This window comes from Methylobacterium oryzihabitans, assembly GCF_004004555.2.
Classification (GTDB): domain Bacteria; phylum Pseudomonadota; class Alphaproteobacteria; order Rhizobiales; family Beijerinckiaceae; genus Methylobacterium; species Methylobacterium oryzihabitans.
Genome location: NZ_SACP01000007.1, coordinates 1 through 19,822, shown reverse-complemented (window position 1 = coordinate 19,822; position 19,822 = coordinate 1). Strand labels below are relative to the sequence as shown.

At 70.8% G+C, this 19,822-nt stretch carries 18 protein-coding genes; 10 read left to right on the top strand and 8 right to left on the bottom strand.

What is annotated here, in order from left to right:
- The first annotated feature begins 139 nt into the window (after nucleotides 1-139).
- Entirely contained in the window at nucleotides 140-454 is a 315-nt protein-coding gene (locus EOE48_RS08970) for a response regulator (RefSeq protein ID WP_425463642.1), read from the top strand.
- A gap of 306 nt (nucleotides 455-760) precedes the next feature.
- Here the strand turns inward: EOE48_RS08970 and EOE48_RS08965 are convergent, their stop codons facing one another.
- The 3 genes from EOE48_RS08965 to rsmI form a co-directional block, all read right to left on the bottom strand.
- A complete protein-coding gene (locus EOE48_RS08965) occupies nucleotides 761-979 on the bottom strand; it encodes a hypothetical protein (protein WP_127728463.1) in 219 nt (72 codons plus the stop codon).
- Nucleotides 980-1,084: 105 nt separating this feature from the next.
- The gene (locus tag EOE48_RS08960) at nucleotides 1,085-1,462 is read right to left on the bottom strand and encodes a YraN family protein (protein WP_127728462.1); all 378 of its coding nucleotides are present in this window, start codon (nucleotides 1,460-1,462) and stop codon (nucleotides 1,085-1,087) included.
- Nucleotides 1,452-2,435 carry a 16S rRNA (cytidine(1402)-2'-O)-methyltransferase gene (rsmI, locus tag EOE48_RS08955; protein WP_127728461.1) on the bottom strand — a complete coding sequence of 328 codons (984 nt, stop codon included), beginning with the start codon at nucleotides 2,433-2,435 and terminating at the stop codon, nucleotides 1,452-1,454. Before rsmI ends, EOE48_RS08960 begins: the two co-directional genes overlap by 11 nt.
- Nucleotides 2,436-2,581: 146 nt before the next feature.
- Here rsmI and EOE48_RS08950 point away from each other — a divergent pair, with 146 nt between their 5' ends.
- The 5 genes from EOE48_RS08950 to EOE48_RS08930 all read left to right on the top strand — a co-directional run bounded on the left by EOE48_RS08950 (nucleotide 2,582) and on the right by EOE48_RS08930 (nucleotide 9,236).
- Nucleotides 2,582-3,778 carry a penicillin-binding protein activator gene (locus EOE48_RS08950; protein WP_127728460.1) on the top strand — a complete coding sequence of 399 codons (1,197 nt, stop codon included), beginning with the start codon at nucleotides 2,582-2,584 and terminating at the stop codon, nucleotides 3,776-3,778.
- Between the two features lie 644 nt (nucleotides 3,779-4,422).
- The gene (gene ssb, locus EOE48_RS08945; protein ID WP_127728459.1) at nucleotides 4,423-4,986 is read left to right on the top strand and encodes a single-stranded DNA-binding protein; all 564 of its coding nucleotides are present in this window, start codon (nucleotides 4,423-4,425) and stop codon (nucleotides 4,984-4,986) included.
- Between the two features lie 130 nt (nucleotides 4,987-5,116).
- Complete coding sequence (locus EOE48_RS08940; protein WP_187371355.1) at nucleotides 5,117-5,689, top strand: Uma2 family endonuclease; 573 nt, start codon at nucleotides 5,117-5,119, stop codon at nucleotides 5,687-5,689.
- 227 nt (nucleotides 5,690-5,916) lie between these two features.
- Nucleotides 5,917-8,637 (top strand): DNA gyrase subunit A, encoded by a 2,721-nt coding sequence (gyrA, locus tag EOE48_RS08935; RefSeq protein ID WP_127728457.1) that lies wholly within the window; start codon nucleotides 5,917-5,919, stop codon nucleotides 8,635-8,637.
- Between the two features lie 407 nt (nucleotides 8,638-9,044).
- Nucleotides 9,045-9,236, top strand: a complete 192-nt coding sequence (locus EOE48_RS08930) for a hypothetical protein (protein WP_127728456.1) — start codon at nucleotides 9,045-9,047, stop codon at nucleotides 9,234-9,236.
- Between the two features lie 4 nt (nucleotides 9,237-9,240).
- Here EOE48_RS08930 and EOE48_RS08925 read toward each other — a convergent pair whose 3' ends face one another.
- The 4 genes from EOE48_RS08925 to EOE48_RS08910 form a co-directional block, all read right to left on the bottom strand.
- Nucleotides 9,241-9,954 (bottom strand): maleate cis-trans isomerase family protein, encoded by a 714-nt coding sequence (locus EOE48_RS08925; RefSeq protein ID WP_127728455.1) that lies wholly within the window; start codon nucleotides 9,952-9,954, stop codon nucleotides 9,241-9,243.
- Nucleotides 9,954-10,727: an ABC transporter ATP-binding protein gene (locus EOE48_RS08920; RefSeq protein ID WP_127728454.1), complete on the bottom strand. Its 774-nt coding sequence runs from the start codon at nucleotides 10,725-10,727 to the stop codon at nucleotides 9,954-9,956. The genes EOE48_RS08925 and EOE48_RS08920 overlap by 1 nt, the downstream gene beginning before the upstream one ends.
- Nucleotides 10,728-11,076: 349 nt before the next feature.
- Complete coding sequence (locus EOE48_RS08915) at nucleotides 11,077-11,949, bottom strand: ABC transporter permease (protein ID WP_127728453.1); 873 nt, start codon at nucleotides 11,947-11,949, stop codon at nucleotides 11,077-11,079.
- The gene (locus EOE48_RS08910; protein ID WP_425463641.1) at nucleotides 11,933-12,886 is read right to left on the bottom strand and encodes an ABC transporter substrate-binding protein; all 954 of its coding nucleotides are present in this window, start codon (nucleotides 12,884-12,886) and stop codon (nucleotides 11,933-11,935) included. The genes EOE48_RS08915 and EOE48_RS08910 overlap by 17 nt, the downstream gene beginning before the upstream one ends.
- A 258-nt stretch (nucleotides 12,887-13,144) precedes the next feature.
- Here EOE48_RS08910 and EOE48_RS08905 point away from each other — a divergent pair, with 258 nt between their 5' ends.
- Together EOE48_RS08905 and EOE48_RS08900 are read left to right on the top strand one after the other, a co-directional pair.
- On the top strand, nucleotides 13,145-13,873 hold the full coding sequence (locus EOE48_RS08905; RefSeq protein WP_127728451.1) for a GntR family transcriptional regulator: 729 nt from the start codon (nucleotides 13,145-13,147) through the stop codon (nucleotides 13,871-13,873).
- Between the two features lie 17 nt (nucleotides 13,874-13,890).
- Nucleotides 13,891-14,634 (top strand): aspartate/glutamate racemase family protein, encoded by a 744-nt coding sequence (locus tag EOE48_RS08900; RefSeq protein ID WP_127728450.1) that lies wholly within the window; start codon nucleotides 13,891-13,893, stop codon nucleotides 14,632-14,634.
- Nucleotides 14,635-14,640: 6 nt separating this feature from the next.
- Here the strand turns inward: EOE48_RS08900 and EOE48_RS08895 are convergent, their stop codons facing one another.
- Nucleotides 14,641-15,174: a gamma carbonic anhydrase family protein gene (locus tag EOE48_RS08895; protein WP_127728449.1), complete on the bottom strand. Its 534-nt coding sequence runs from the start codon at nucleotides 15,172-15,174 to the stop codon at nucleotides 14,641-14,643.
- A gap of 1,195 nt (nucleotides 15,175-16,369) precedes the next feature.
- Here EOE48_RS08895 and EOE48_RS08890 point away from each other — a divergent pair.
- The gene (locus EOE48_RS08890; RefSeq protein ID WP_127728448.1) at nucleotides 16,370-17,227 is read left to right on the top strand and encodes a helix-turn-helix transcriptional regulator; all 858 of its coding nucleotides are present in this window, start codon (nucleotides 16,370-16,372) and stop codon (nucleotides 17,225-17,227) included.
- 411 nt (nucleotides 17,228-17,638) lie between these two features.
- A complete protein-coding gene (locus tag EOE48_RS08885) occupies nucleotides 17,639-19,654 on the top strand; it encodes a putative bifunctional diguanylate cyclase/phosphodiesterase (RefSeq protein ID WP_246154059.1) in 2,016 nt (671 codons plus the stop codon).
- Nucleotides 19,655-19,822: the final 168 nt, after the last annotated feature.

The window sequence follows — 19,822 nt, the reverse complement described above, 5'->3', positions numbered from 1 at the left end:
GCGCCGGGGCCGGCCGGTCGAACCAGGGCCTCGGTGCGGGGCGATGAGGGAAAGAGCCTCCGGCGTGAGCACGGACACAAGCGACGAACTCCTGCAGGGTGCCAGCGTCCTCGTGGTCGAGGACGAGGCCGCGATCTCGATGCTCCTGGAGGACATGCTCCTGGATTTCGGCTGCACGGTGGTGGGACCGGCGGCCCGGTTGAGCACGGCCCTCGAAATGGCCGAGAAGGAGAGCTTCGCGGTCGCGATCCTCGACGTCAACGTCGCCGGCGAGCCGATCTATCCGGTCGCCGAGATCATCACCAAGCGCGGCCTGCCGCTGGTCTTCTCCACCGGCTACGGCGGCGCCGGCATCCGCGAGCCGTTCCGCGAGCGCCCGGTGGTGCAGAAGCCGTTCAGCCAGATGGACCTGAAGCGCACCCTGATCGCGGCGATCAAGGGCCACGCCGACTGACACGGAGAGCGCGTCGAGCGCTCCGCTCCGCCCCTTTCCCCCTCCGGAACTTGGGACTGTCCGAGTTCCGCATCCCTTGCCCGACTCGGGGTGGGGGAGGGTGGCGACAGCAGTGAGCCGGGAGAGAGGACGCCGCTTCCGGAAAGGGCGCGACCGTCCTGAAGGGTGCTCCCTGGATCGGCGCCGCGATCCCCTCTTGCGGGACTATCGTCCTGGCCCGCTCCACTTCGTGGGGCACCCTCTCCCGCAGAGGGGGGACCGCGCCACCCCGCAGACCCTGTGCCGATCACACAGACCGGCCGCCCGTCAGGTCGCCGCCGCCTCGGCCAGTCCGGGCGCCCGGATCAGGTCCACCGCCGGGCCGCCCTCGGGCGGCGCCTCGGCCTCGACCCGGCGCTTGAACGCGCCCCAGGCCATCAGTGTGCAACCGCAGCGATCGCACTGGATCGGCGCCTCGTCGTGCAGGATCGCGGGCAGCCGTACGGCCGGGCTGCCGCAGTCGTCGCATCCGAATCCGCTCCGCATGCCGTCCTCGCGCGTCGTGTCGTCCGTGTTGGTGCCCAAGCTTGCGCATGCTGCACTGCACACGAGATGAACGCAATCCGCGAAACGCACGGATTGTTAACGGCGTCAGCGAATTTCGATCTCGAAGGCCGAGACGACGTGGCGGGGCCAGCGCCCGGGCGCGACGAACACCGCGTCGGCCCGCAGGGTCAGGCCGACGCTGGCGGGATGGCGGGTGATCCAGGCCAGGGCCGCCCGGGAGAAGCGGCGGCGCTTGGCGGCGTCGATGGCCGCCAGGGCCTCGTCCAGGGTCGGCCGGGCCTTGACCTCGACGAAGGCGATCACGTCGCCGCGGCGCACGACGAGATCGATCTCGCCGCCGGCGGCGGCGAAGCGCCGGGCGAGCGGCCGGTAGCCCTTCAGCAGCAGGGCGAGCAGCGCCAGGGTCTCGGCCCGGTGGCCGCGCAGGAAGGTCGCCCGGCGGCGGACGAGGTCAGCCGGCATCGCCGGGCGCCTCGCCGGAATCCTCGTCGGAATCCTTGTCGTCCTGGCGACGGGCGAGGATCAGGGCGCGGGCATAGACCTCGCGGCGCTTGCGGCCGGTCTCCTCGGCCACCAGGGTGGCGGCGTCCTTGATCGAGTGGCGGGCGAGCGCCGCCCCCAGGCGGGCGTCGAGGTCGGCGTCGTCCTCCGGGCCGGGCGCGGCCTCGCCGGCGCCGATCACCACCACCACCTCGCCCTTGGGCGGGCCCGACGCGGCGTAGTCCGCCGCGAGGCCGGCGAGGTCGCCGCGCCGCACGGTCTCGAACAGCTTGGTCAGCTCGCGAGCGACCGCGGCCGGGCGGGCGCCGCCGAGCATCGCGGCGGCGTCGGCGAGCATCTCGGGCAGGCGGTGGGGCGCCTCGAACACCACCAGCGTGCCGGGCACGCCGGCGAGCGCCGCGAGGCGGTTGCGGCGCGCCCCGCTCTTCTGCGGCAGGAACCCCTCGAAGAAGAACCGGTCGGTCGGCAGGCCCGCCGCCATCAGGGCGGTGATGGCGGCCGACGCGCCCGGGATCGGCGTTACCGGAAGGCCGGCGGCGATCGCCGCCTGGACCAGCTTGAAGCCGGGATCCGACACCAGCGGCGTGCCGGCATCGGAGACCAGCGCCAGGGCCTCGCCGGCCCGGATGCGGGCGATCATCCGCTCGCGCACCCCCTCGCCGGAATGCTCGTGATAGGCGACGAGCGGCGTGGTGATGCCGTAATGCGCCAGCAGCGTGCGGGTGACGCGGGTGTCCTCGGCCAGCACCGCGTCGGCCGCCGCCAGGGTGGCCAGCGCCCGGAACGTCACGTCCTTCAGGTTGCCGATCGGCGTCGCGACCACGTGCAGGCCGGGGGCGAGCGGCTCGGCTTCCGCCGCGAGGCCGAAGGCGGTGTAGGTCGCCGGGCCGCGGCCGGGCCCGGGGCGCGAGGTCGGGTCGGATCTCTGGGTCATCGCGGCGACACTGGCACAGTTTCGTGCGGGCTGACCATTCCGGCAGGGGGGGCGGCGGTTTACTTTTCCCGCCCGGGCTTCCACGCAAGGCACGAGGGACGACACGGCCGGCGGACCCGCCGGCGCCGCAGCGGGGGAGCGGAGGCATGGCGCGCCGGGCAACGAGGAGCCTCCGCGGGTTCGGATGGGTGCTGCTCGCCGGCCTCGGGCTGGCCGCCTGCGGCCGCGGGCTCGACAGCCCGGTCATCGCGAGCCGGCCGGTGGCGGATGTGCCGCCCGCCCCCGTCGAGACCGGACCGCTCGGGACCGGCTCGGTGAAGGTCGCGCTGATCCTGCCGCTGACTGGGCCGGGGGCCGCGGTCGGCGCGGCGATGCGCAACGCCGCCCAGCTCAGCCTGCAGGAGGCCGACCGGCCCGACCTGAAGCTCCTGGTCAAGGACGACCGCTCGACCCCGGACGGCGCCCGCGAGGCCGCCGCCGCCGCCCTCGCTGAGGGCGCCGACCTCGTGATCGGCCCGCTCTTCGCCGGCAGCGTCCAGGCGGCCGCCGCCACGGCGCGCCCGGCCGGCAAGCCGGTGATCGCGTTCTCGACCGACGCCGCCGTCGCCGCCCGCGGCGTCTACCTCCTGAGCTTCCTGCCGCAGCCGGAGGTCGACCGCATCGTCGACGAGGCGAGCGCGTCGGGCCGGCGCTCCTTCGCGGCCCTGATTCCCGACAACGCCTATGGCAGCGCCGTCGAGGCGCAGTTCCGCGAGGCGGTGGCCCGGCGCGGCGTCCGGCTCGCCGCGCTCGAACGCTTCCCGCCCGGCCAGCCCGGCGCCGCGGTCGCGCGGCTCGCGCCGGTGATCGGCGGGGCCGCGCCGCAGGCCGACGTGCTGTTTCTGCCCGACACGCCCGAGGGGCTCGCCACCACCTCCGCCGCCCTGGCCAAGGCCGGCTTCAACCCGGCCCGGGTCCGGCCGGTCGGCACCGCGACCTGGAACGATCCGCGGGTCTTCGCCCTGCCGGCGCTCCAGGGCGGCTGGTTCGCCGCCGCCGACCCGGCCGGCTTCTCCGCCTTCGCCGGGCGCTACCGCGCCCGCTACGGCAGCGAGCCGGCGCGGGTCGCCTCGCTCGCCTACGACGCGGTGTCGCTGGCCGCTGCGCTCAACCGGCAATACGGGTCGCAGCGCTACGCCGACACGACGCTCACCAACCCGTCCGGCTTCGCCGGCGTCGACGGCACGTTCCGGTTCCGGCCGGAGGGCACGAGCGAGCGGGCGCTGGCGGTGTTCGAGATCCGCGGCGGCACGCCGACCGTGGTGAGCCCGGCCCCGCGCAGTCTCGGCCCGTCCGGGACCTAAATAGAAACTCGCTGCAAACGATTGATTTTAAATCAGAAATTTTGAGCGCGGGATCCCCTCTCCCGGGTGGGAGAGGGGTAGGGGTGAGGGTGGAGACGATGCAGAATGGAGACCTGAAGGTCGAGCTGCACAGCTCAGCCGTTGGGCCTGATTCTGCACCCGAGCCACCCTCACCCCTGTCCCCTCTCCTACTCGGGAGAGGGGGACCAGCGCTAAGACGAAAACTGTCTTCGATGGCTGCAACGGGTGCAGAAAATCCGCGATCCCGTTTCATCCGCAAGGGACGGCCATGCCGGTGAGCAGCTGATACGATTTCCGGACGATCAGTTCCGGACATCGTATCACCAGCCCGCGCGGCGCCTGAGCGAAGCCGAAATCCGCATTGCGAAGGCGATCCGGAAGGATCGCCTGAAGCAATCAATCGGATTTCGTATGACGCGGGCCCCGGTCGCCCGCATTCTTGCCAACCGATCCGAACAAAGATAGAACATCCTCGGCCGTCCGGCGTTCTGTGTGTAGCGGGTACAGCCCCGCGCACCGGCTTGCCGGACCCGGTCCGTTCGGCCCATCTGGCAGGACCCGTCGCGGGTCCGTGCCTCCGGCCGGGCGCGGCAGCCCGAGAGATGGATCGACAGGAGAGAGTGATGGCGGGCAGCGTGAACAAGGTGATCCTGGTGGGCAATCTCGGGCGCGATCCCGAGACCCGCCGGCTGGCCTCCGGCGACCCGGTGGTGAACCTGCGGCTGGCGACCTCCGAGTCCTGGAAGGACAAGGCGTCCGGCGAGCGCAAGGAGAAGACCGAGTGGCACTCGGTCGTGATCTACAACGAGAACCTCGCCCGCGTGGCCGAGCAGTACCTGCGCAAGGGCTCGAAGGTCTACCTCGAGGGCCAGCTCCAGACCCGCAAGTGGCAGGACCAGTCCGGCCAGGAGAAGTACACCACCGAGGTGGTGCTCCAGCGCTTCCGCGGCGAACTGACGATCCTCGACGGCCGCGGCGGCGGTGAATCGGCAGGCGAGGAGATGGGCGGCGGCCAGATCAGCCGCGGCGGCGACTTCAACGGCGGCGGCGGACGCTCCTACGGCGGCGACCGGTCGGGCGGCGGCGAGCGCTCCGGCGGCGACCGCGGCGGCGAGCGGCGCCCGGCCGCCTCGGGCGGCGGCAACCAGAAGCGCTACGACGACCTCGACGACGACATCCCGTTCTAGTCGCCCGGCGACGCGCATCCGGCCCGGCCTCCGTGAGGAGCGCCGGGCCTTCGCTTTTCCAGGCCGCCGGAAGGCGGCACGATCGGCCGGCCCTGGCTGCGGAGAGGGTGTGACTGACATGGGATCCGCCGTGTCCGAGACCCCGGCGCGCCTGTCCGAGGACCAGTTCCTCGCCTGGGCGGAACATCGCGACGGGCGGTTCGAATTGATCGAGGGTGTCGTCGTGACGCCTGCCGGAGCGACCCGCGACCACGAGCGGGTGGCCAAGCGGGTCTTCGTCGCGCTGCACGCCCGGGCCGACGAGGCGGCCTTCGACGTCAACAAGGGCGATTTCGGCGTCAGGATCCGCCCAGGGCGGGGACAGGGTACGATCCTGTATTCCGATGTCGTGGTCGACCGGCAGAGCGGTCAAGGCAGCGAGCGGGCCACCCCGACACCCGTCGTCGTGGTGGAAGTCCTGTCCGCCAGCACCGCCTATGACGATCACGGCGCCAAGTTCGCCAAGTACCGGGTCCGACCGACGCTGTGCCAATACGTCGTCTTCGCCCAGACCGAGCCGAAGGCGTTCGCGTGGCTGAAGGACGAAGCCTGGGACTGGCCGCAGGCGCCGACGGTCCACGAGGGCCTTGATGCGGTCGTGCCGTTCCCGGCCATCGGGGCGGCTGTGTCCCTGTCGGAGATCTATCGCAAGCCCGGCCCCTGAGGCCCGCCCTCCATCAAACGCTAACCATTCGGCGCGACACTGCGGGCCCGGTGCGGGGAGCCGGGCAGGCCCCGCCGGCGGGTTGCGGGCGGGGCGGAAGAATCCCATCTAACATCCTGATCCGCTTCATGCTTCCGCGTGCCCTGGCCGTGCTGGCGACCGGGCGGCAAATCGGCTATGCCGACCGTCTCAGGTGACCCCGCGCGGGCCGCGACGAGAGAGTGACCTTGGCAGAGAACGACCCGACCGGCGCGCCCCCGCCCGCCACCGACATCAAGCCCGTCTCGATCACCGACGAGATGCGCCAGTCCTACCTCGCCTACGCGATGAGCGTCATCGTGAGCCGGGCGCTGCCGGACGCGCGCGACGGGTTGAAGCCCGTGCATCGCCGCATCCTGTACTCGATGTACGAGAACGGCTACCTGCCGGATCGCAAGTACGTCAAGTCGGCGCGCATCGTCGGCGATGTCATGGGTCAGTATCATCCCCACGGCGACCAGTCGATCTACGACGCCCTGGTGCGGATGGCCCAGGACTTCGCCATGCGGATGATGCTGGTCGACGGCCAGGGCAACTTCGGCTCGATCGACGGCGATCCGCCGGCGGCGATGCGCTACACCGAGTCGCGCCTCGCCAAGCCCGCGATGGCGCTGCTCGAGGACATCGACAAGAACACCGTCGACTTCACCCCGAACTACGACGAGTCGAAGGACGAGCCGGCGGTGCTGCCGGCCCGCTTCCCCAACCTCCTCGTCAACGGCGCCGGCGGCATCGCGGTCGGCATGGCGACCAACATCCCGCCGCACAACCTCGGCGAGGTGATCGACGGCTGCATCGCGCTGATCGACGACCCGGCACTGACCGTCGAGGGCCTGAACGAGATCATCCCGGGGCCGGACTTCCCGACCGGCGCGGCGATCCTCGGCCGGGCCGGCACCCGCTCGGCCTACGCCACCGGCCGCGGCTCGGTGGTGATGCGGGCCAAATCCCACATCGAGGAGCTGCGCAAGGAGCGCGAGGCGCTGATCTTCACCGAGATCCCGTATCAGGTGAACAAGGCGTCGCTGGTCGAGAAGATCGCCGACCTCGTGCGCGAGAAGCGCGTCGAGGGCATCGCCGACCTGCGCGACGAATCCGACCGCGACGGCATGCGCATCGTGGTCGAGCTGAAGCGCGACGCGGTCGCCGACGTGGTGCTGAACCAGCTCTACCGCTACACCCCGCTGCAGACCAGCTTCGGCTGCAACATGGTGGCGCTCAACGGCGGCCGGCCGGAGCTGCTCAACCTCCGCGATCTGATCCAGGCCTTCATCGACTTCCGCGAGGAGGTCGTCTCCCGGCGCACCAAGTTCCTGCTCAACAAGGCCCGCGAGCGCGCCCACGTCCTGTGCGGGCTCGCGATCGCGGTCGCCAACATCGACGAGGTGATCCGGCTGATCCGCACCTCGCCCGATCCCAACACCGCCCGCGAGGCGCTGATGGCCCGCGACTGGCCGGCGGAGGACATCGCGCCGCTGATCGCCCTCGTCGACGACCCGCGCCACCGCCTGCGGGACGACGGCACCTACCGGCTGTCCGAGACCCAGGCCCGCGCCATCCTCGACCTGCGCCTGCAGCGCCTCACCGCCCTCGGCCGCGACGAGATCGGCGACGAGCTCAAGCGCCTCGCCGACGAGATCGCCGACTACCTCGACATCCTGCGCTCGCGCGCCCGCATCATGGGCATCGTCAAGCACGAGCTGGCGGAGGTCCGGGCCGAGTACGCCACGCCGCGCCGGACCGAGATCCTCGACTGGGATTCCAGCGTCGAGGACGAGGACCTGATCCAGCGCGAGGACATGGTCGTGACCGTGTCGCACGCCGGCTACATCAAGCGGGTGCCGCTCTCGACCTACCGGGCGCAGCGCCGCGGCGGCAAGGGCCGCTCGGGCATGTCGACCCGCGACGAGGATTTCGTCACCCGGCTGTTCGTCGCCAACACCCACACGCCGGTGCTGTTCTTCTCCTCGCAGGGTCAGGCCTACAAGGAGAAGGTGTGGCGGCTGCCGCTCGCCGCGCCGAACGCCCGCGGCAAGGCGCTGGTCAACATCCTGCCCCTCGACCAGGGCGGCGAGCGCATCACCACGATCATGCCGCTGCCCGAGGACGAGGCGTCGTGGGAGACCCTCGACGTGATGTTCGCCACCGCCAGCGGCAACGTGCGGCGCAACAAGCTGTCGGACTTCGTCCAGGTCAACCGCAACGGCAAGATCGCGATGAAGCTCGACGAGGGCGACCACATCGTCCACGTCGAGATCTGCCGGCCCGAGCAGAACGTGCTGCTCACCACCGCCGCGGGCCAGTGCATCCGCTTCCCGGTCGAGGACGTGCGGGTGTTCAAGGGCCGCGACTCGACCGGCGTGCGCGGCATCCAGCTCGCGCCCGGCGACCGGGTGATCTCGATGACGATCCTCAACCACTTCGAGGCGACGCCCGAGGAGCGGTCCGGCTACCTCAAGATGCGCCGCGCCGTGATGGGCGAGCCGGTCGAGGGCGAGGGCGCCGAGGAGGAGGCCCCGGCCGCCGCGATCTCGACCGAGCGCTACGCCGAGATGAGCGCCAGCGAGCAGTTCGTGCTGACGCTGTCCGAGCGCGGGTTCGGCAAGCGGTCGTCGTCGTTCGAGTACCGGACCTCGGGCCGCGGCGGCAAGGGCATCACGGCGATGCGGGTCAACGCCCGCAACGGCAGCCTCGTGGCCTCGTTCCCGGTCGAGTCCACCGACCAGATCATGCTGGTGACCAATGGCGGCCAGCTCATCCGGGTGCCGGTGGACGACATCCGCATCGTCGGCCGCGCCTCGCAGGGCGTGACGGTGTTCAACACCGACAAGGCCGAGAAGGTCGTCTCGGTCGAGCACATCGAGGGCGAGAGCGAGGCCGAGGGCGACGAGATCGCCGAGGGCAACTGAGGGGGGGAGCGACGCGAACCCTCCCCCCTCTGGGGGGAGGGGGGCGAACGAAGTGAGCGCAGCGGGACGTAGTCCCGCCGAGAGGGGACGCGGCTTCCGGAAAAGTCGGAGCCGTCGTGAAGGGCGCCACCTGGGATCGGCGTCGCGATCCCCTCTTGCGGGACTTCGTCCCGGCCCGCTCCGGGCACCAGTGCTTCGCACTCGCAGCGGGGTCCCCTCCCCCGCAGGGGGGGAGGGGAGGCGCCGGCCCCAAGCGCCGGCAACCCTTCGTTAACCCTACCGGTCCAGCCTTTCCCCGTCAGACGGCCCGCGTGGCGGGGAACGGCCCGGGACGCCGATCGCCGCCGCGGCCTCGCCGTCGCGGTGCAGCGCGGCTATACCGGTCCTCGAACCAAGCAGGAGATTCGATGCAGCTCGTCGTGACCGCCCACACGCTCGAAGGCCACCTGTCCTATCAGCGGACGACCCCCGAGGCGGCTCTGGAGAAGGCCCACGAACTCAATGCCGACGGCCACGAGAGCGTGGTCATCACCGACATCACCGGCCGCGATTACGCTCCGGCCGAGTTCGACAGCCTGTTCGTCAATCCCGGAAGCTGACCCCCTACAGCCCGAACACCCGGCCCCAGCCGGTGACGCGCGACGCATCGGCCCCCGCCCGGCGCAGGGCGGCCCATAGGGTCACGGCGATCGAGTCGTAGACCGGGATCCCGAGTTCCGCCTCCAGCGAGGCGGCGAGGCCCGCACCCGCCATGTTGGTGCACACGATCGCCACCGCCTCGGCGCCCTCCGCCGCCACCGCCCGGACCATGCCGGCGACATCGGCCTCGGTGAGGCCGGCGAAGGAAAAATTGTCGCTCAGGCCGGCATGGCGCTCGGCGGTGCAGTCGAAGCCGGCCTCGGCCCAGTTCGCCCGGATCCTCGCCTGCACGTCGCCGGTATAGGGGGTGACGAGGCCGATCCGGCGGTGGCCGCCGCGGCGGAAGACCTCGCGAAAGCCCAGAACCGCGGTGCAGGCCGGAATGCCGGTCGCCGCCTCGATGCGCGCGCACAGGGCCTCGTCGCGGGCGAAGCCCAGCCACGCCGCCGAGGTGCCGTTCCAGGCGATCGCGTCGACCTTGGCGTCGGCGAGCAGGGTCGCGGCGGCGAGGATCGGCGCCTCGTCGAACTGGCCGAGCCCCTGCGGCGACAGCGAGATCTCGGTGACGCGGAAGCGCGAGAAATGCGCCGTCGCCTCCGGCATCCCCGCCAGCATCGCGGCGGTGGCTGGTTCGAGCCGGGTGTTCGAGGACGGCGTCAGCATGCCGAGGCGGGTCATCACGCGGCCACCTTGCTGCGGGTCGACTCCTCGCGGATCAGTCCGAGGACGTGGCGCTTCATGTCGTTGAAGGCCGGGCTCGTCACGTCGCGGGGCCGGGCGAGGTCGAACGGGATGAACTCGCGGATGCGGCCGGGACGCCGGCTCATCACCGCGATGCGGTTGCCGAGCACCAGCGCCTCGTCGACCGAGTGGGTGACGAACACCACTGTGGCGCCGACCCGCTGCCAGATCGCGACCAGCTCCTCCTGCATCTCGATCTTGGTCTGGGCGTCGAGCGCCGCGAACGGCTCGTCCATCAGGATCACCGCCGGGTTCATCAGCAGCGCCCGGGCGATGCCGACCCGCTGGCTCATGCCGCCCGACAGTTCGGACGGGTAGTGCCGCTCGAAGCCGCGCAGGCCGACGAGGTCGACGTAGGCTTGCGCCCGCTCCCGCCGCTCGGCCTTGCCGACGCCCTTGAGCTTGAGGTGGAACGCGACGTTGTCGATGACGGTGAGCCACGGCATCAGGGTCGGCTGCTGGAACACCACGCCGCGGTCGGCGCCCGGCCGCTCGACCCGGCGCCCGGCGACCCGGATCTCGCCGGAAGTCGGAGCCTCGAACCCGGCGATCATGTTGAGCAGGGTGGACTTGCCGCAGCCCGACGGCCCGAGCAGGCAGACGAACTCGCCGGCCTCGATCGTCGCCCGGGTGCGCTCCACCGCCACGAGGTCGCGCCCGTCGCGGTCGCGGAAGACCTTCTGGACGTCGGCGAAGTCGATCGCGCTCATGGCCGGGGGTGCTTTCGTGAATGGGATGGGATGATGGGGTGACGGGTTGGTCGGGGACGCCGCCTTCACCCTCCCCTCTACGCAGGGCTGTCGGGAAAAGATGGGGCGCACCTCCCCTCTCCCGAGTGGGAGAGGGGCCGGGGGTGAGGGTGGCTCGGCTTCCGCAATAACCCTGAACCGTTGAGCTGCGCGGCTCAACCGTTGGCGCTCGATTCTGCGCCGTCTCCACCCTCACCCCTACCCCTCTCCCACTCGGGAGAGGGGATCCCGCGCTTGCTTTCAAAAGAGATTTTCCCCCGGACAGCCGTTGCCCTCTGCGGGGGAGGGTTCGGGGCGGCGCGCCTCCCCCTCACCGCCCCTGGACCGTGGTCCCCTTCTGCCAGTGCAGCACCGAGGCCATCACCGCCTTGATGGCGAGGTCGGACAGGAAGCCGAGCAGGCCGATCGAGATCATCGCGGCGAGGACGATGTCGTAGCGCAGGAAGTAGTACGAATCCCACAGCACGTAGCCGAGCCCGCTCTTCACCGCGACCATCTCGGCGGTCACGGTCAGCATCCAGGCCGAGCCGATGGCGATGCGCAGCCCCGAGAAGATCGACGGCAGGGCGGCCGGCAGCACGATGTCGGTGAGGAGCTGACGCTCGGAGGCGCCCATCATCGCGCCGGCGCGGATCAGGTTGCGGTCGACGCCGCGCACCCCGTGGATGGTGTTCATCAGCACGGGGAAGAACGCGCCGAGGAACACCAAAAAAATCGCCGGCTTGTTGGCGATGCCGAACCACACGATGGCGAGGGGGATCCACGACACCGGCGGGATCGGCCGCAGCATCTGCAGGGTCGGCTCGACGGTGCGCTCGACGATCCGCCACCAGCCGATGGCGACGCCGATCAGGGTGCCGCTCACCGCCGCGATGGCGAAGCCGGCGAGCACCCGGGTCAGGCTGGCGAGGGCGCCGCCGAGCCACTCGCCGGAATAGCTCTGGGTGGTCTCGTCGAGGCCGAACATCCAGTCGGCCAGCGCGTGCAGCACCGCGGTCGGCGCCGGCAGCAGGGCCGGCGGCAGGGCGCCGGAGCGCGAGAACGCCTCCCAGCCGGCGAGGAGGACGAGCGGCAGGGCCGCCCGCTCGGCGAGGCCGGCGAGGCGCCGGCCGATGGCGCGCCGCGGGCCGGGCAGGACCGCCGGCGCGGCGGCGCGGGGCGCGGCGTCAGTGACCGAGGCCATCGCGGGTCTTCTTCGTCGCGGCTTCGAGGAAGGAATAGTCCATGTTCTTCTCGGCCTCGGCCGAGACGTCGCGGCCGATGTATTTCAGATCGCGCATCATCGCGGCGATCGCCAGCGTCTTGGCGCGGTGCATGCGGTAGTCCGGCTCGGCGTTCTTGATCGCCTCGGCGGCGACCTCCTTCGACAGGCCGGTCTTCTGGTTGATGACGTCGATCCAGACCGACTTGTCGGCGTCCAGCCTGGCGACCAGCGCGACGTCGGCGTCGACCACCGCCTGCACGGCGGCGCGGCGGGTCTTGATGACGTCCGAGCGGGTGACGATGAGGTTGGTCAGGTTGCCGGCGGCCTGGTCGTAGGGGAGCACGAAGCGGGTCGCGGCGCCGGCCATGCGGATCTGCGAGGCGAACGGCTCGACCGAGCACACCATGTCGATCTCGCCCCGCTGCACCGCCGCGAGGTGGTCGGACGGGTTCGGGATGTTGACGAACTGCACGTCCTTGTTCGGGTTGATGCCGTGCTTGAGGAAGGCGCCGCGCATGTGGATGTCCTGCGCGTTGCCGCGCGAGGCCGCGACCTTCAGCGGCGTGCCGGCGGCCTTGGCCTTCTCGACTGCGGCCTTGAACCCGGCCCAGTCGTCGGCCTTCAGCGCCAGCCCCTTGGCGGCGAGGCATTCCGAGCCGCCGTTCACCTCGCCGGCCACCGCCACGACGTCGAAGCCCTTGTCGAGGGCGGTGACGTAATGGAGGTAGGTCACCTGCGCGACGTCGAGGCTCTTCGAGATCAGCGCCGTCAGCACGTCGTTGCCGGAATTGAAGCCGATCGCGTCGATCGTCGCCCCCTTCGCGAAGTCCGGCAGCAGCGCCATCGGCAGGCAATGGGCGCACTTGGCGTAGCCGACCTTCACCGGCTCGCCCTGAGCCTGGGCCGGCGCGGGCATCCACGACAGCGCCCACAGGGAGGCGGCCAGGACGGGGCCGAATCGACGTCGCATCACGGGATCCCTCGGATTGGCGGGCGCCGCTCGGCGGCCGGGACAGAGGTTGCGGCGGTCCCGGAGGCGGCGCAACGCATTTTTCGTGCTCTGCATGCAATTAATGCTAAATGCCGACGAGGGCGTCACGAGTTGCCTGAACTTGCTGCGCGCCGGCGCGCCGGTAGGCGCTATGCTCGGCGCGACCAGAGGAGCGAGGTGTTCATGGAAGAGGTCCGGCGCCCCCGCGGCCGCCCGCGCAAGCCGGTGCTGCTCCAGGCCGAACCGGGCCTCGCCCGTCTGGGCCTGCACGAGCGCGCGGTGCAGCGCCTGCGCGGACTGATCGTCGGCGGCGAGCTGCCGGCCGGGGCCGACCTCGTCGAGACCGACCTGTCGGCGGCGCTCGGCATCTCGCGCACGCCGTTGCGCGAGGCGCTGAAGCTGCTCGCCGCCGAGGGGCTGATCGAGCTGCGGCCGAACCGCTCGCCGCGGGTGACCGAGCTGCGACCCGGCGACGTGGCGGCCCTGTTCGAGGCGATCGCCGGGATCGAGCGGGCGACGGCGGAACTCGCCGCGCACCGGATGGGCGAGGCCGACCTCGCCGGGCTGCGGGCGCTCCAGACCGAGATGGAGGCGCATCACCGCGCCGGGGCGCTCGCGCCCTACTTCGCCCTCAACCACCGCATCCACGGCCTGATCGTCGCCGGGGCGCGCAACGCCCCCTTGAGGGACGCCCACGACGCCCTGCACGCCCGGGCGGAGCTGGCCCGGCGCCGGGCCCTCGGCCGGCGCGCGCGCTGGGACGAGTCGGTGGCCGAGCACCGGGCGATCCTCGAAGCCCTCGAGGCCCGGAACGCCGACGCCGCCGGGCGCCTGCTGTCCGAGCACGTCACCCATACCGGCGCGGCGCTGCTCGCCGGCCTGTGCCCGCCCGCCGCGACCGACGCGGCCTGACCCGTCCCGAGTGCCCGATGCGTCTGCTTCTCCTCAACCCCAACACCAGCCGCGACGTCACCGAACTGATGCGCGTCACCGGGGCCGCCGCGGCGGCGCCCGGCACCGAGATCGTCACGATGACGGCGAGCCGGGGCGTGCCCTACATCGCGACCCGGGCCGAGGCGCAGATCGGCGGCGCGCTCGTTCTGGAGATGCTGGCGGAGGCGCCGCGCCCGGACGCGGCGATCGTCGCGGCCTTCGGCGATCCGGGCCTGCTCGGGGCGCGCGAACTGTTCGACTTTCCGGTCATCGGGCTTGCCGAGGCGGCGATGCTGAGCGCCTGCCTGCTCGGCGGCCGGTTCGGCATCGTCACCTTCGCCCGCGCCCTGGTGCCCTGGTACGTCGAGTGCGTCGCCGCCCACGGCCTGACCGGGCGCTGTGCCGCGGTGCGGGCCCTGGAGGGGCGGTTCGCCTCGCTGTCCGACGTGCAGTCGGAGAAGGAGGACCAGCTCCTCGACCTCGCCCGGGCGGTGGTGGCGGAGGACGGCGCCGACGCGCTGATCTTCGCCGGGGCGCCGCTCACCGGCCTCGGCGCGCGGGTGCGCGACCGGATGCCGGTGCCGGTGGTCGATCAGGTCGTCGCCGCGGTGAAGCTCGCCGAGGCCGCGGTGGCCCTGCGCCCGCGCAAGGCCACCGCCGGGGCGTTCCGGCGGCCCGACCCGAAGCCGACCCTCGGCCTGCCGGCGGCGCTCGCCGCGCGGATCGACGGAACCGACTGAGTTCGATCAGCCGTCGAGGCGCACCAGTCCGCCGGCGAAGCGGCGGGCATTGGCGACGTAGCGCTCGGCGGAGCGGCGCAGGCCCTCGATCGCGGCCGCGTCGAGGGTGCGCACCGCCTTGGCGGGGGCGCCGACGATGAGGCTGTTGTCGGGAAACTCCTTGCCCTCGGTGACGAGGGCGTTGGCCCCGACGAGGCAGTTGCGGCCGATCCGGGCGCCGTTGAGGATCGTCGCCCCCATCCCGATCAGCGAGTTCGACCCGACCGTGCAGCCGTGCACGATGGCGTGGTGGCCGACCGTGATGTCCTCGCCGAGGACGATCGGCAGGCCGGGATCGGTGTGCAGCATCGCCCCTTCCTGGATGTTGGTGCGGTCGCCGATGCTGATCGGCTCGTTGTCGCCGCGGATCACCGCCCCGAACCAGATGCCGACGTCGAGGCCGATCTCGACCTGACCGATGACGTGGGCGTCGGGGGCGATCCACACCCGGGCGGCGTCGGCGATGACCGGATGGAGGTCGTCGAGGGTGTAGAGGGGCATGGGCGTCTCCTGGCCGTCTCGCGCGGGGTCCGGGGTCGTGCGATGTCTGCTCGATCGCTCCAGGCGACCGCAAGCGGTCGCCTGGAGCGATGCGGATTTCGCCTCTGCCCGGGTGTGTGCAGCCACCGGCTCCACCGCGCGGGCTCGCGAGAGGAAAGCCGTCTTCCGGACCCGTATCATACGAAATCCGATTGATCGCTTCAGGCGATCCTGGCGGATCGCATTCGCGATGCGGATTTCGGCTTCGCTCAAGCGCCGCGCGGGCTGGTGATACGGTTTTCGGAACTGATCGTCCGAAAACCGTATCACACCTGCAAAGCCTTGGGGCGCTTCGCGACGGATCACAAGCGGGCCGCAGGCCGAGCCGGGCCGCCTGGCCGGGAGTGCCTTGGCGCGATCGAGGCCCCGCGCGCGGGCCGGCGGGCGCCCTGCCACTGATGTCCGGTGCGTCCCGCTCGATCCGGTGAGCGGCCACGTCCGGGGCGGCGCCCGATTCGTCTTCCATGGCAGCCGGAGCGCCGCGGCGATCCGTCACGAGCGCAGGGCGGCTCCCGTGGGCGATCACGCCTCCGGCCCCGGTGTCGCTGCATCTCACGAGCCGGTGGGATCAAAACTGTCAATCAAGCCTGACGTTCCCGGCGCCATCCTCAAATTCCGACCCGGCGATCACTCGCATCACGGATGTAGAGAAAAAAATTTTATTGACACACGTGCCGGTTATCATTTGATATTTGCTGTGGCGTGAAGGGTGCGGCACTATTGAATGATGGTCATCGTCCGCTCGGACTAGTTCATGTGGACGATGGCAAGGCGATGGAGGAGGTTTCTTGCAATGAATCCCACATGATCCCGATCGCGTCATCGTACCAGGACGCACCGACCGCTTGCCGGCCCGATCGGTCCGTGCGGGCGATTGCCGGGTGCCGACCTGTATGCTGCGCAAGTAACCCGACGAGGTTGGCGCATCGGATCGCCCGCAATCTGCTCGGCAGCCAATATAGAGGCTCAAAATTCTCTCCTATACGGTGATGAATTGGGGTATTTAGCGACGTAGCGGCATCATTCATTTGAACTACAACCAATACTGCGGGGATTGTTAGGAAAAATTTTGTTTTTATGCTTGAAAATGTTGATTGGTGGCCATACTCGTTGCGGAATGATTCAACAACCCATTGCTCGGAGGGAGGCCGGAAGGATGCCGAAGCATCAGGGAGGCAGCAGCAGCCGGTTCGGCAATCATCCGGCCGGCTCGTCCCAGGGTCGCCGGTCGAAGCCGCAGACGATCGCGGCGGCGGTTCTCGTCGGACCCAGCGGCATGTTCCGGGAGGGGTTGAGGAGCGTCCTGTCGGCGAGCGGCATCAGGGTGACGGCCAGCGTCGAGGGGCTCGACGACGGCGAGACCCTCGCCCGGGCGGTCCGCGAGGGATCGGTCGTGGTGGTCGATTGCGCGAACGAGGTCGACGCGGTGCGGGTCGCCGCGGCGGCGGCCCGGTTGCGCGAGCAGGTCCCGTCGGCCCGGATGGTCGTGCTGGCCGCCGCGGATGCCTCCGGGGCGGCGCAGCTCGTCGCCCTCGGGGCGGTCAACGCGGTGGTGAGCCGGGACATCTCGGCCGCCGCTCTGGTGCGGCTGCTCTATCTGGTGACCGAGGATTTCAGCATCATCTCGATGGGGCTGATCGGCGATGCCTACCCCGTCGCGGCGGACGGCCCGCCGCAGGCCGAACCGGGCGTGCTGCGCCCGGCCGCCCTCCCGGTCGCCGAGGGCCGCCGGACGCTGTCGGAGCGCGAGTGCGAAATCCTGTACGGCCTCGTCAAGGGCGAGTCCAACAAGGCGATCGCCCGCCGGCTCTCGATCGCCGAGTCGACCGTGAAGATCCACGTCAAGGGCGTGTTGCGCAAGATCAGCGTCTCCAACCGGACCCAGGCGGCGATCTGGGCCCTGAAGCACTTGCAGCCCGGTCCGGCGTTCCAGACGCTCGAAGCCCTCACGGAGAGCGTCTACCGGGCCTCGAACGGCAACGTGTCGGTCTCCGTCGCCTCGGCGGTGCCCTGAACCGAAGCGCGCCGGATCGTCTGCTGCGCCGCGGCGGCGCTGCGTGTCGCGAAAGCAACCATCGCGGCTCCCGGCGCCGGCGCAGCGCAAACCCCGCTACTTTCCGCATTGGCAGCCCGCCGGCGACCCGATCGTTGCAGTGCAAAATCGACGCTCGTGAATGACCCGACAACCATGCGGCATCCCGGATACAGGAGGGATTCGTCGCAGGGCCCGGGCGAGCCTCGCGGCCGAGCATTATTCCCGAATTATCGGCGTATTAACATCTGGCCGCCTATGCCGGATGCTAGGGAATACGGTGATCGGGTGATCCCGGCCCGAAGACAGGATGCCGCTCATGCGGAAGGAGCCGATCGGACGGCGGGAGGGCGCGGAAGGCGTCCGCGGCCGCGCCCTGTCGGGACGGCGCCGGTGATCGCCCGCGTCAGCGCCGGATTGCGCCGATGGCTGAGCCCGACCGCCGGCGCACCGGGCGCCGGGGCCGACCCGGCTCTCGCGGCCCGGATCCGGATCGCGCAGTTCACCGAGATCCAGAAGCAGATCCCGGCGCTGTACGCCTGCCTCTCCGTCAACGCCCTCGCGCTGGCGGCGACGCACTGGAGCCTCGCCCCGGTCTGGCTCACCGCGGGGGTGCTCGCGATCCTCGTGCCGGTCTGCGCCCTGCGGGCCCTGCACTGGTACCGCCTCGACGTCAGCCGGATCGACGACGCCGAGGCCGACCGGCGGCTGCGCCGGACCATCGCGATCACCGGCCTGCTGTCGGTCGCCTTCGTGGGCTGGGCGATGGTCCTCGACCAGTACGGCGGGACGTTCGAGCGCGGACACGTCACGATCTTCGTGGCGATCACGGTGATCGCCTGCATCTTCTGCCTCATGCACCTGCCGCCGGCGGCGCTGCTCATCACCGGCATCGTCAGCGTGGTGTTCCTGTCCTACTACCTCCTGAGCGGGAACGCGGTGTTCCGGGCGATCGCGCTCAACATCGCCTTCGTGACCATCGTGATGGTCCGGGTGCTGCTCAACAACTTCCAGTCCTTCCTGTCGCTGATCGAATCGCAGGCCGCGCTCATCGACAAGCAGGAGGAGATGCACCGCCTCGTCGAGGAGAACCTCCGGCTGGCGCACACCGACAGCCTGACGGGGGTTCCCAACCGGCGCTACTTCTTCGCCGAGCTGGACGCCCTGTGCCGGGCGCCGCGCGCGCCCGGACAGGTGGTGGCGGTGGCGATCTTCGACCTCGACCGCTTCAAGCCGATCAACGACACCTACGGCCACGCCGTCGGCGACCGCGTCCTGATCGAGGCCGCCGACCGCCTGCGGGCCTTCGCCGGCGACGGCGTCCGGGTCGCCCGCCTCGGCGGCGACGAGTTCGCGGTCCTGATCGAGGTCGCGCGCCTGGACCGGCCGGTGGCGGCGTTCTGCGCCGAGATCGCCGCGCGGCTGAAGCGGCCGGTCCGCATCGGCGAGGCCCGACTCGCGCCCGGCTGCTCCGGCGGCCTCGCCGTCTGCGCGGAGGCGGAGTGCGAGCCGCACCGGCTGTTCGAGCAGGCCGACCACGCCCTGTACTTCTCCAAGGAGCACCGGCGCGGGATGGTGACGGTGTATTCCAAGCACCACGACGACCTGATCCAGGACGGGCACCGCCTCGAAGCCGCCCTCCAGGCCGCCGACATCGAGGACGAGTTCACGCTGCACTACCAGCCGATCCTCGACCTGAGCGCGCGCCGGATCGTGCTGGTCGAGGGGCTGGCGCGCTGGACCAGCCCGACCCTCGGCGACGTGTCGCCGGCGCGGTTCATCCCGGCGGCCGAGCGCTGCGGCATGATCCACGCGCTCACCCTCGCGCTCCTGGCCCGGGCGCTGCGCGACATGCGCGACCTGCCGCCCGAGGTCGGGCTGTCGTTCAACCTGTCGTCGCAGGACCTGATCTCGCCCGAGACCACGAGCCGGATCCTCGACGTCGTCGGCGGCAGCGGCGTGGCGCCGGAGCGGCTGACCTTCGAGCTCACCGAAACCGCCCTGATGATGGATTTCGACGCCGCCGAGGCCTCGATCCGCAGCCTGCGCCAGCGCGGCATCCGCATCGCGCTCGACGATTTCGGCACCGGCTATTCGAGCCTCAGCTACGTCCACCGCCTCGGGCTCGACAAGATCAAGATCGACCGCAGCTTCACCTCCGGCCTCGGCACGCGGACCGGCGAGAGCATCGTGCGGACGATCTTCGACCTGTGCGCCAATCTCGGGCTCGAATGCGTCGCCGAGGGCGTCGAGACCGACGACCAGCTCGACCGCCTGCGCAACTTCGGCTGCCACCTCGTCCAGGGCTTCCTCATCGGCAGGGCCGTGCCGCTGCCGCTGCTGCGCGACCACCCGATGCTGGCCCGCTCCGAGCCGCCCGCCACGGTGGCGACGGGCCGGGCCGCCTAAATAGAAACTGTCTCCAAGTGACTGACTTGACGAGTAATTTTTGAACGCGGGATCCCCTCTCCCGAGTGGGAGAGGGGTAGGGGTGAGGGTGGCTCGGGCTCAAGATTAAGCACCAACGGTCGAGCCGCGCAGCTCGACATTCGGCGTTTCATTCTGAGCCCGAGCCAC

Coding starts and splice junctions, on each gene's coding strand:
- EOE48_RS08970 (WP_425463642.1), top strand. CDS start 140: ATGCTCCTGGAGGACATGCTCCTGGATTTCGGCTGCACGGTGGTGGGA.
- EOE48_RS08965 (WP_127728463.1), bottom strand. CDS start 979: ATGCGGAGCGGATTCGGATGCGACGACTGCGGCAGCCCGGCCGTACGG.
- EOE48_RS08960 (WP_127728462.1), bottom strand. CDS start 1,462: ATGCCGGCTGACCTCGTCCGCCGCCGGGCGACCTTCCTGCGCGGCCAC.
- rsmI (WP_127728461.1), bottom strand. CDS start 2,435: ATGACCCAGAGATCCGACCCGACCTCGCGCCCCGGGCCCGGCCGCGGC.
- EOE48_RS08950 (WP_127728460.1), top strand. CDS start 2,582: ATGGCGCGCCGGGCAACGAGGAGCCTCCGCGGGTTCGGATGGGTGCTG.
- ssb (WP_127728459.1), top strand. CDS start 4,423: ATGGCGGGCAGCGTGAACAAGGTGATCCTGGTGGGCAATCTCGGGCGC.
- EOE48_RS08930 (WP_127728456.1), top strand. CDS start 9,045: ATGCAGCTCGTCGTGACCGCCCACACGCTCGAAGGCCACCTGTCCTAT.
- EOE48_RS08925 (WP_127728455.1), bottom strand. CDS start 9,954: ATGACCCGCCTCGGCATGCTGACGCCGTCCTCGAACACCCGGCTCGAA.
- EOE48_RS08920 (WP_127728454.1), bottom strand. CDS start 10,727: ATGAGCGCGATCGACTTCGCCGACGTCCAGAAGGTCTTCCGCGACCGC.
- EOE48_RS08915 (WP_127728453.1), bottom strand. CDS start 11,949: ATGGCCTCGGTCACTGACGCCGCGCCCCGCGCCGCCGCGCCGGCGGTC.
- EOE48_RS08910 (WP_425463641.1), bottom strand. CDS start 12,886: ATGCCCGCGCCGGCCCAGGCTCAGGGCGAGCCGGTGAAGGTCGGCTAC.
- EOE48_RS08905 (WP_127728451.1), top strand. CDS start 13,145: ATGGAAGAGGTCCGGCGCCCCCGCGGCCGCCCGCGCAAGCCGGTGCTG.
- EOE48_RS08900 (WP_127728450.1), top strand. CDS start 13,891: ATGCGTCTGCTTCTCCTCAACCCCAACACCAGCCGCGACGTCACCGAA.
- EOE48_RS08895 (WP_127728449.1), bottom strand. CDS start 15,174: ATGCCCCTCTACACCCTCGACGACCTCCATCCGGTCATCGCCGACGCC.
- EOE48_RS08890 (WP_127728448.1), top strand. CDS start 16,370: ATGCCGAAGCATCAGGGAGGCAGCAGCAGCCGGTTCGGCAATCATCCG.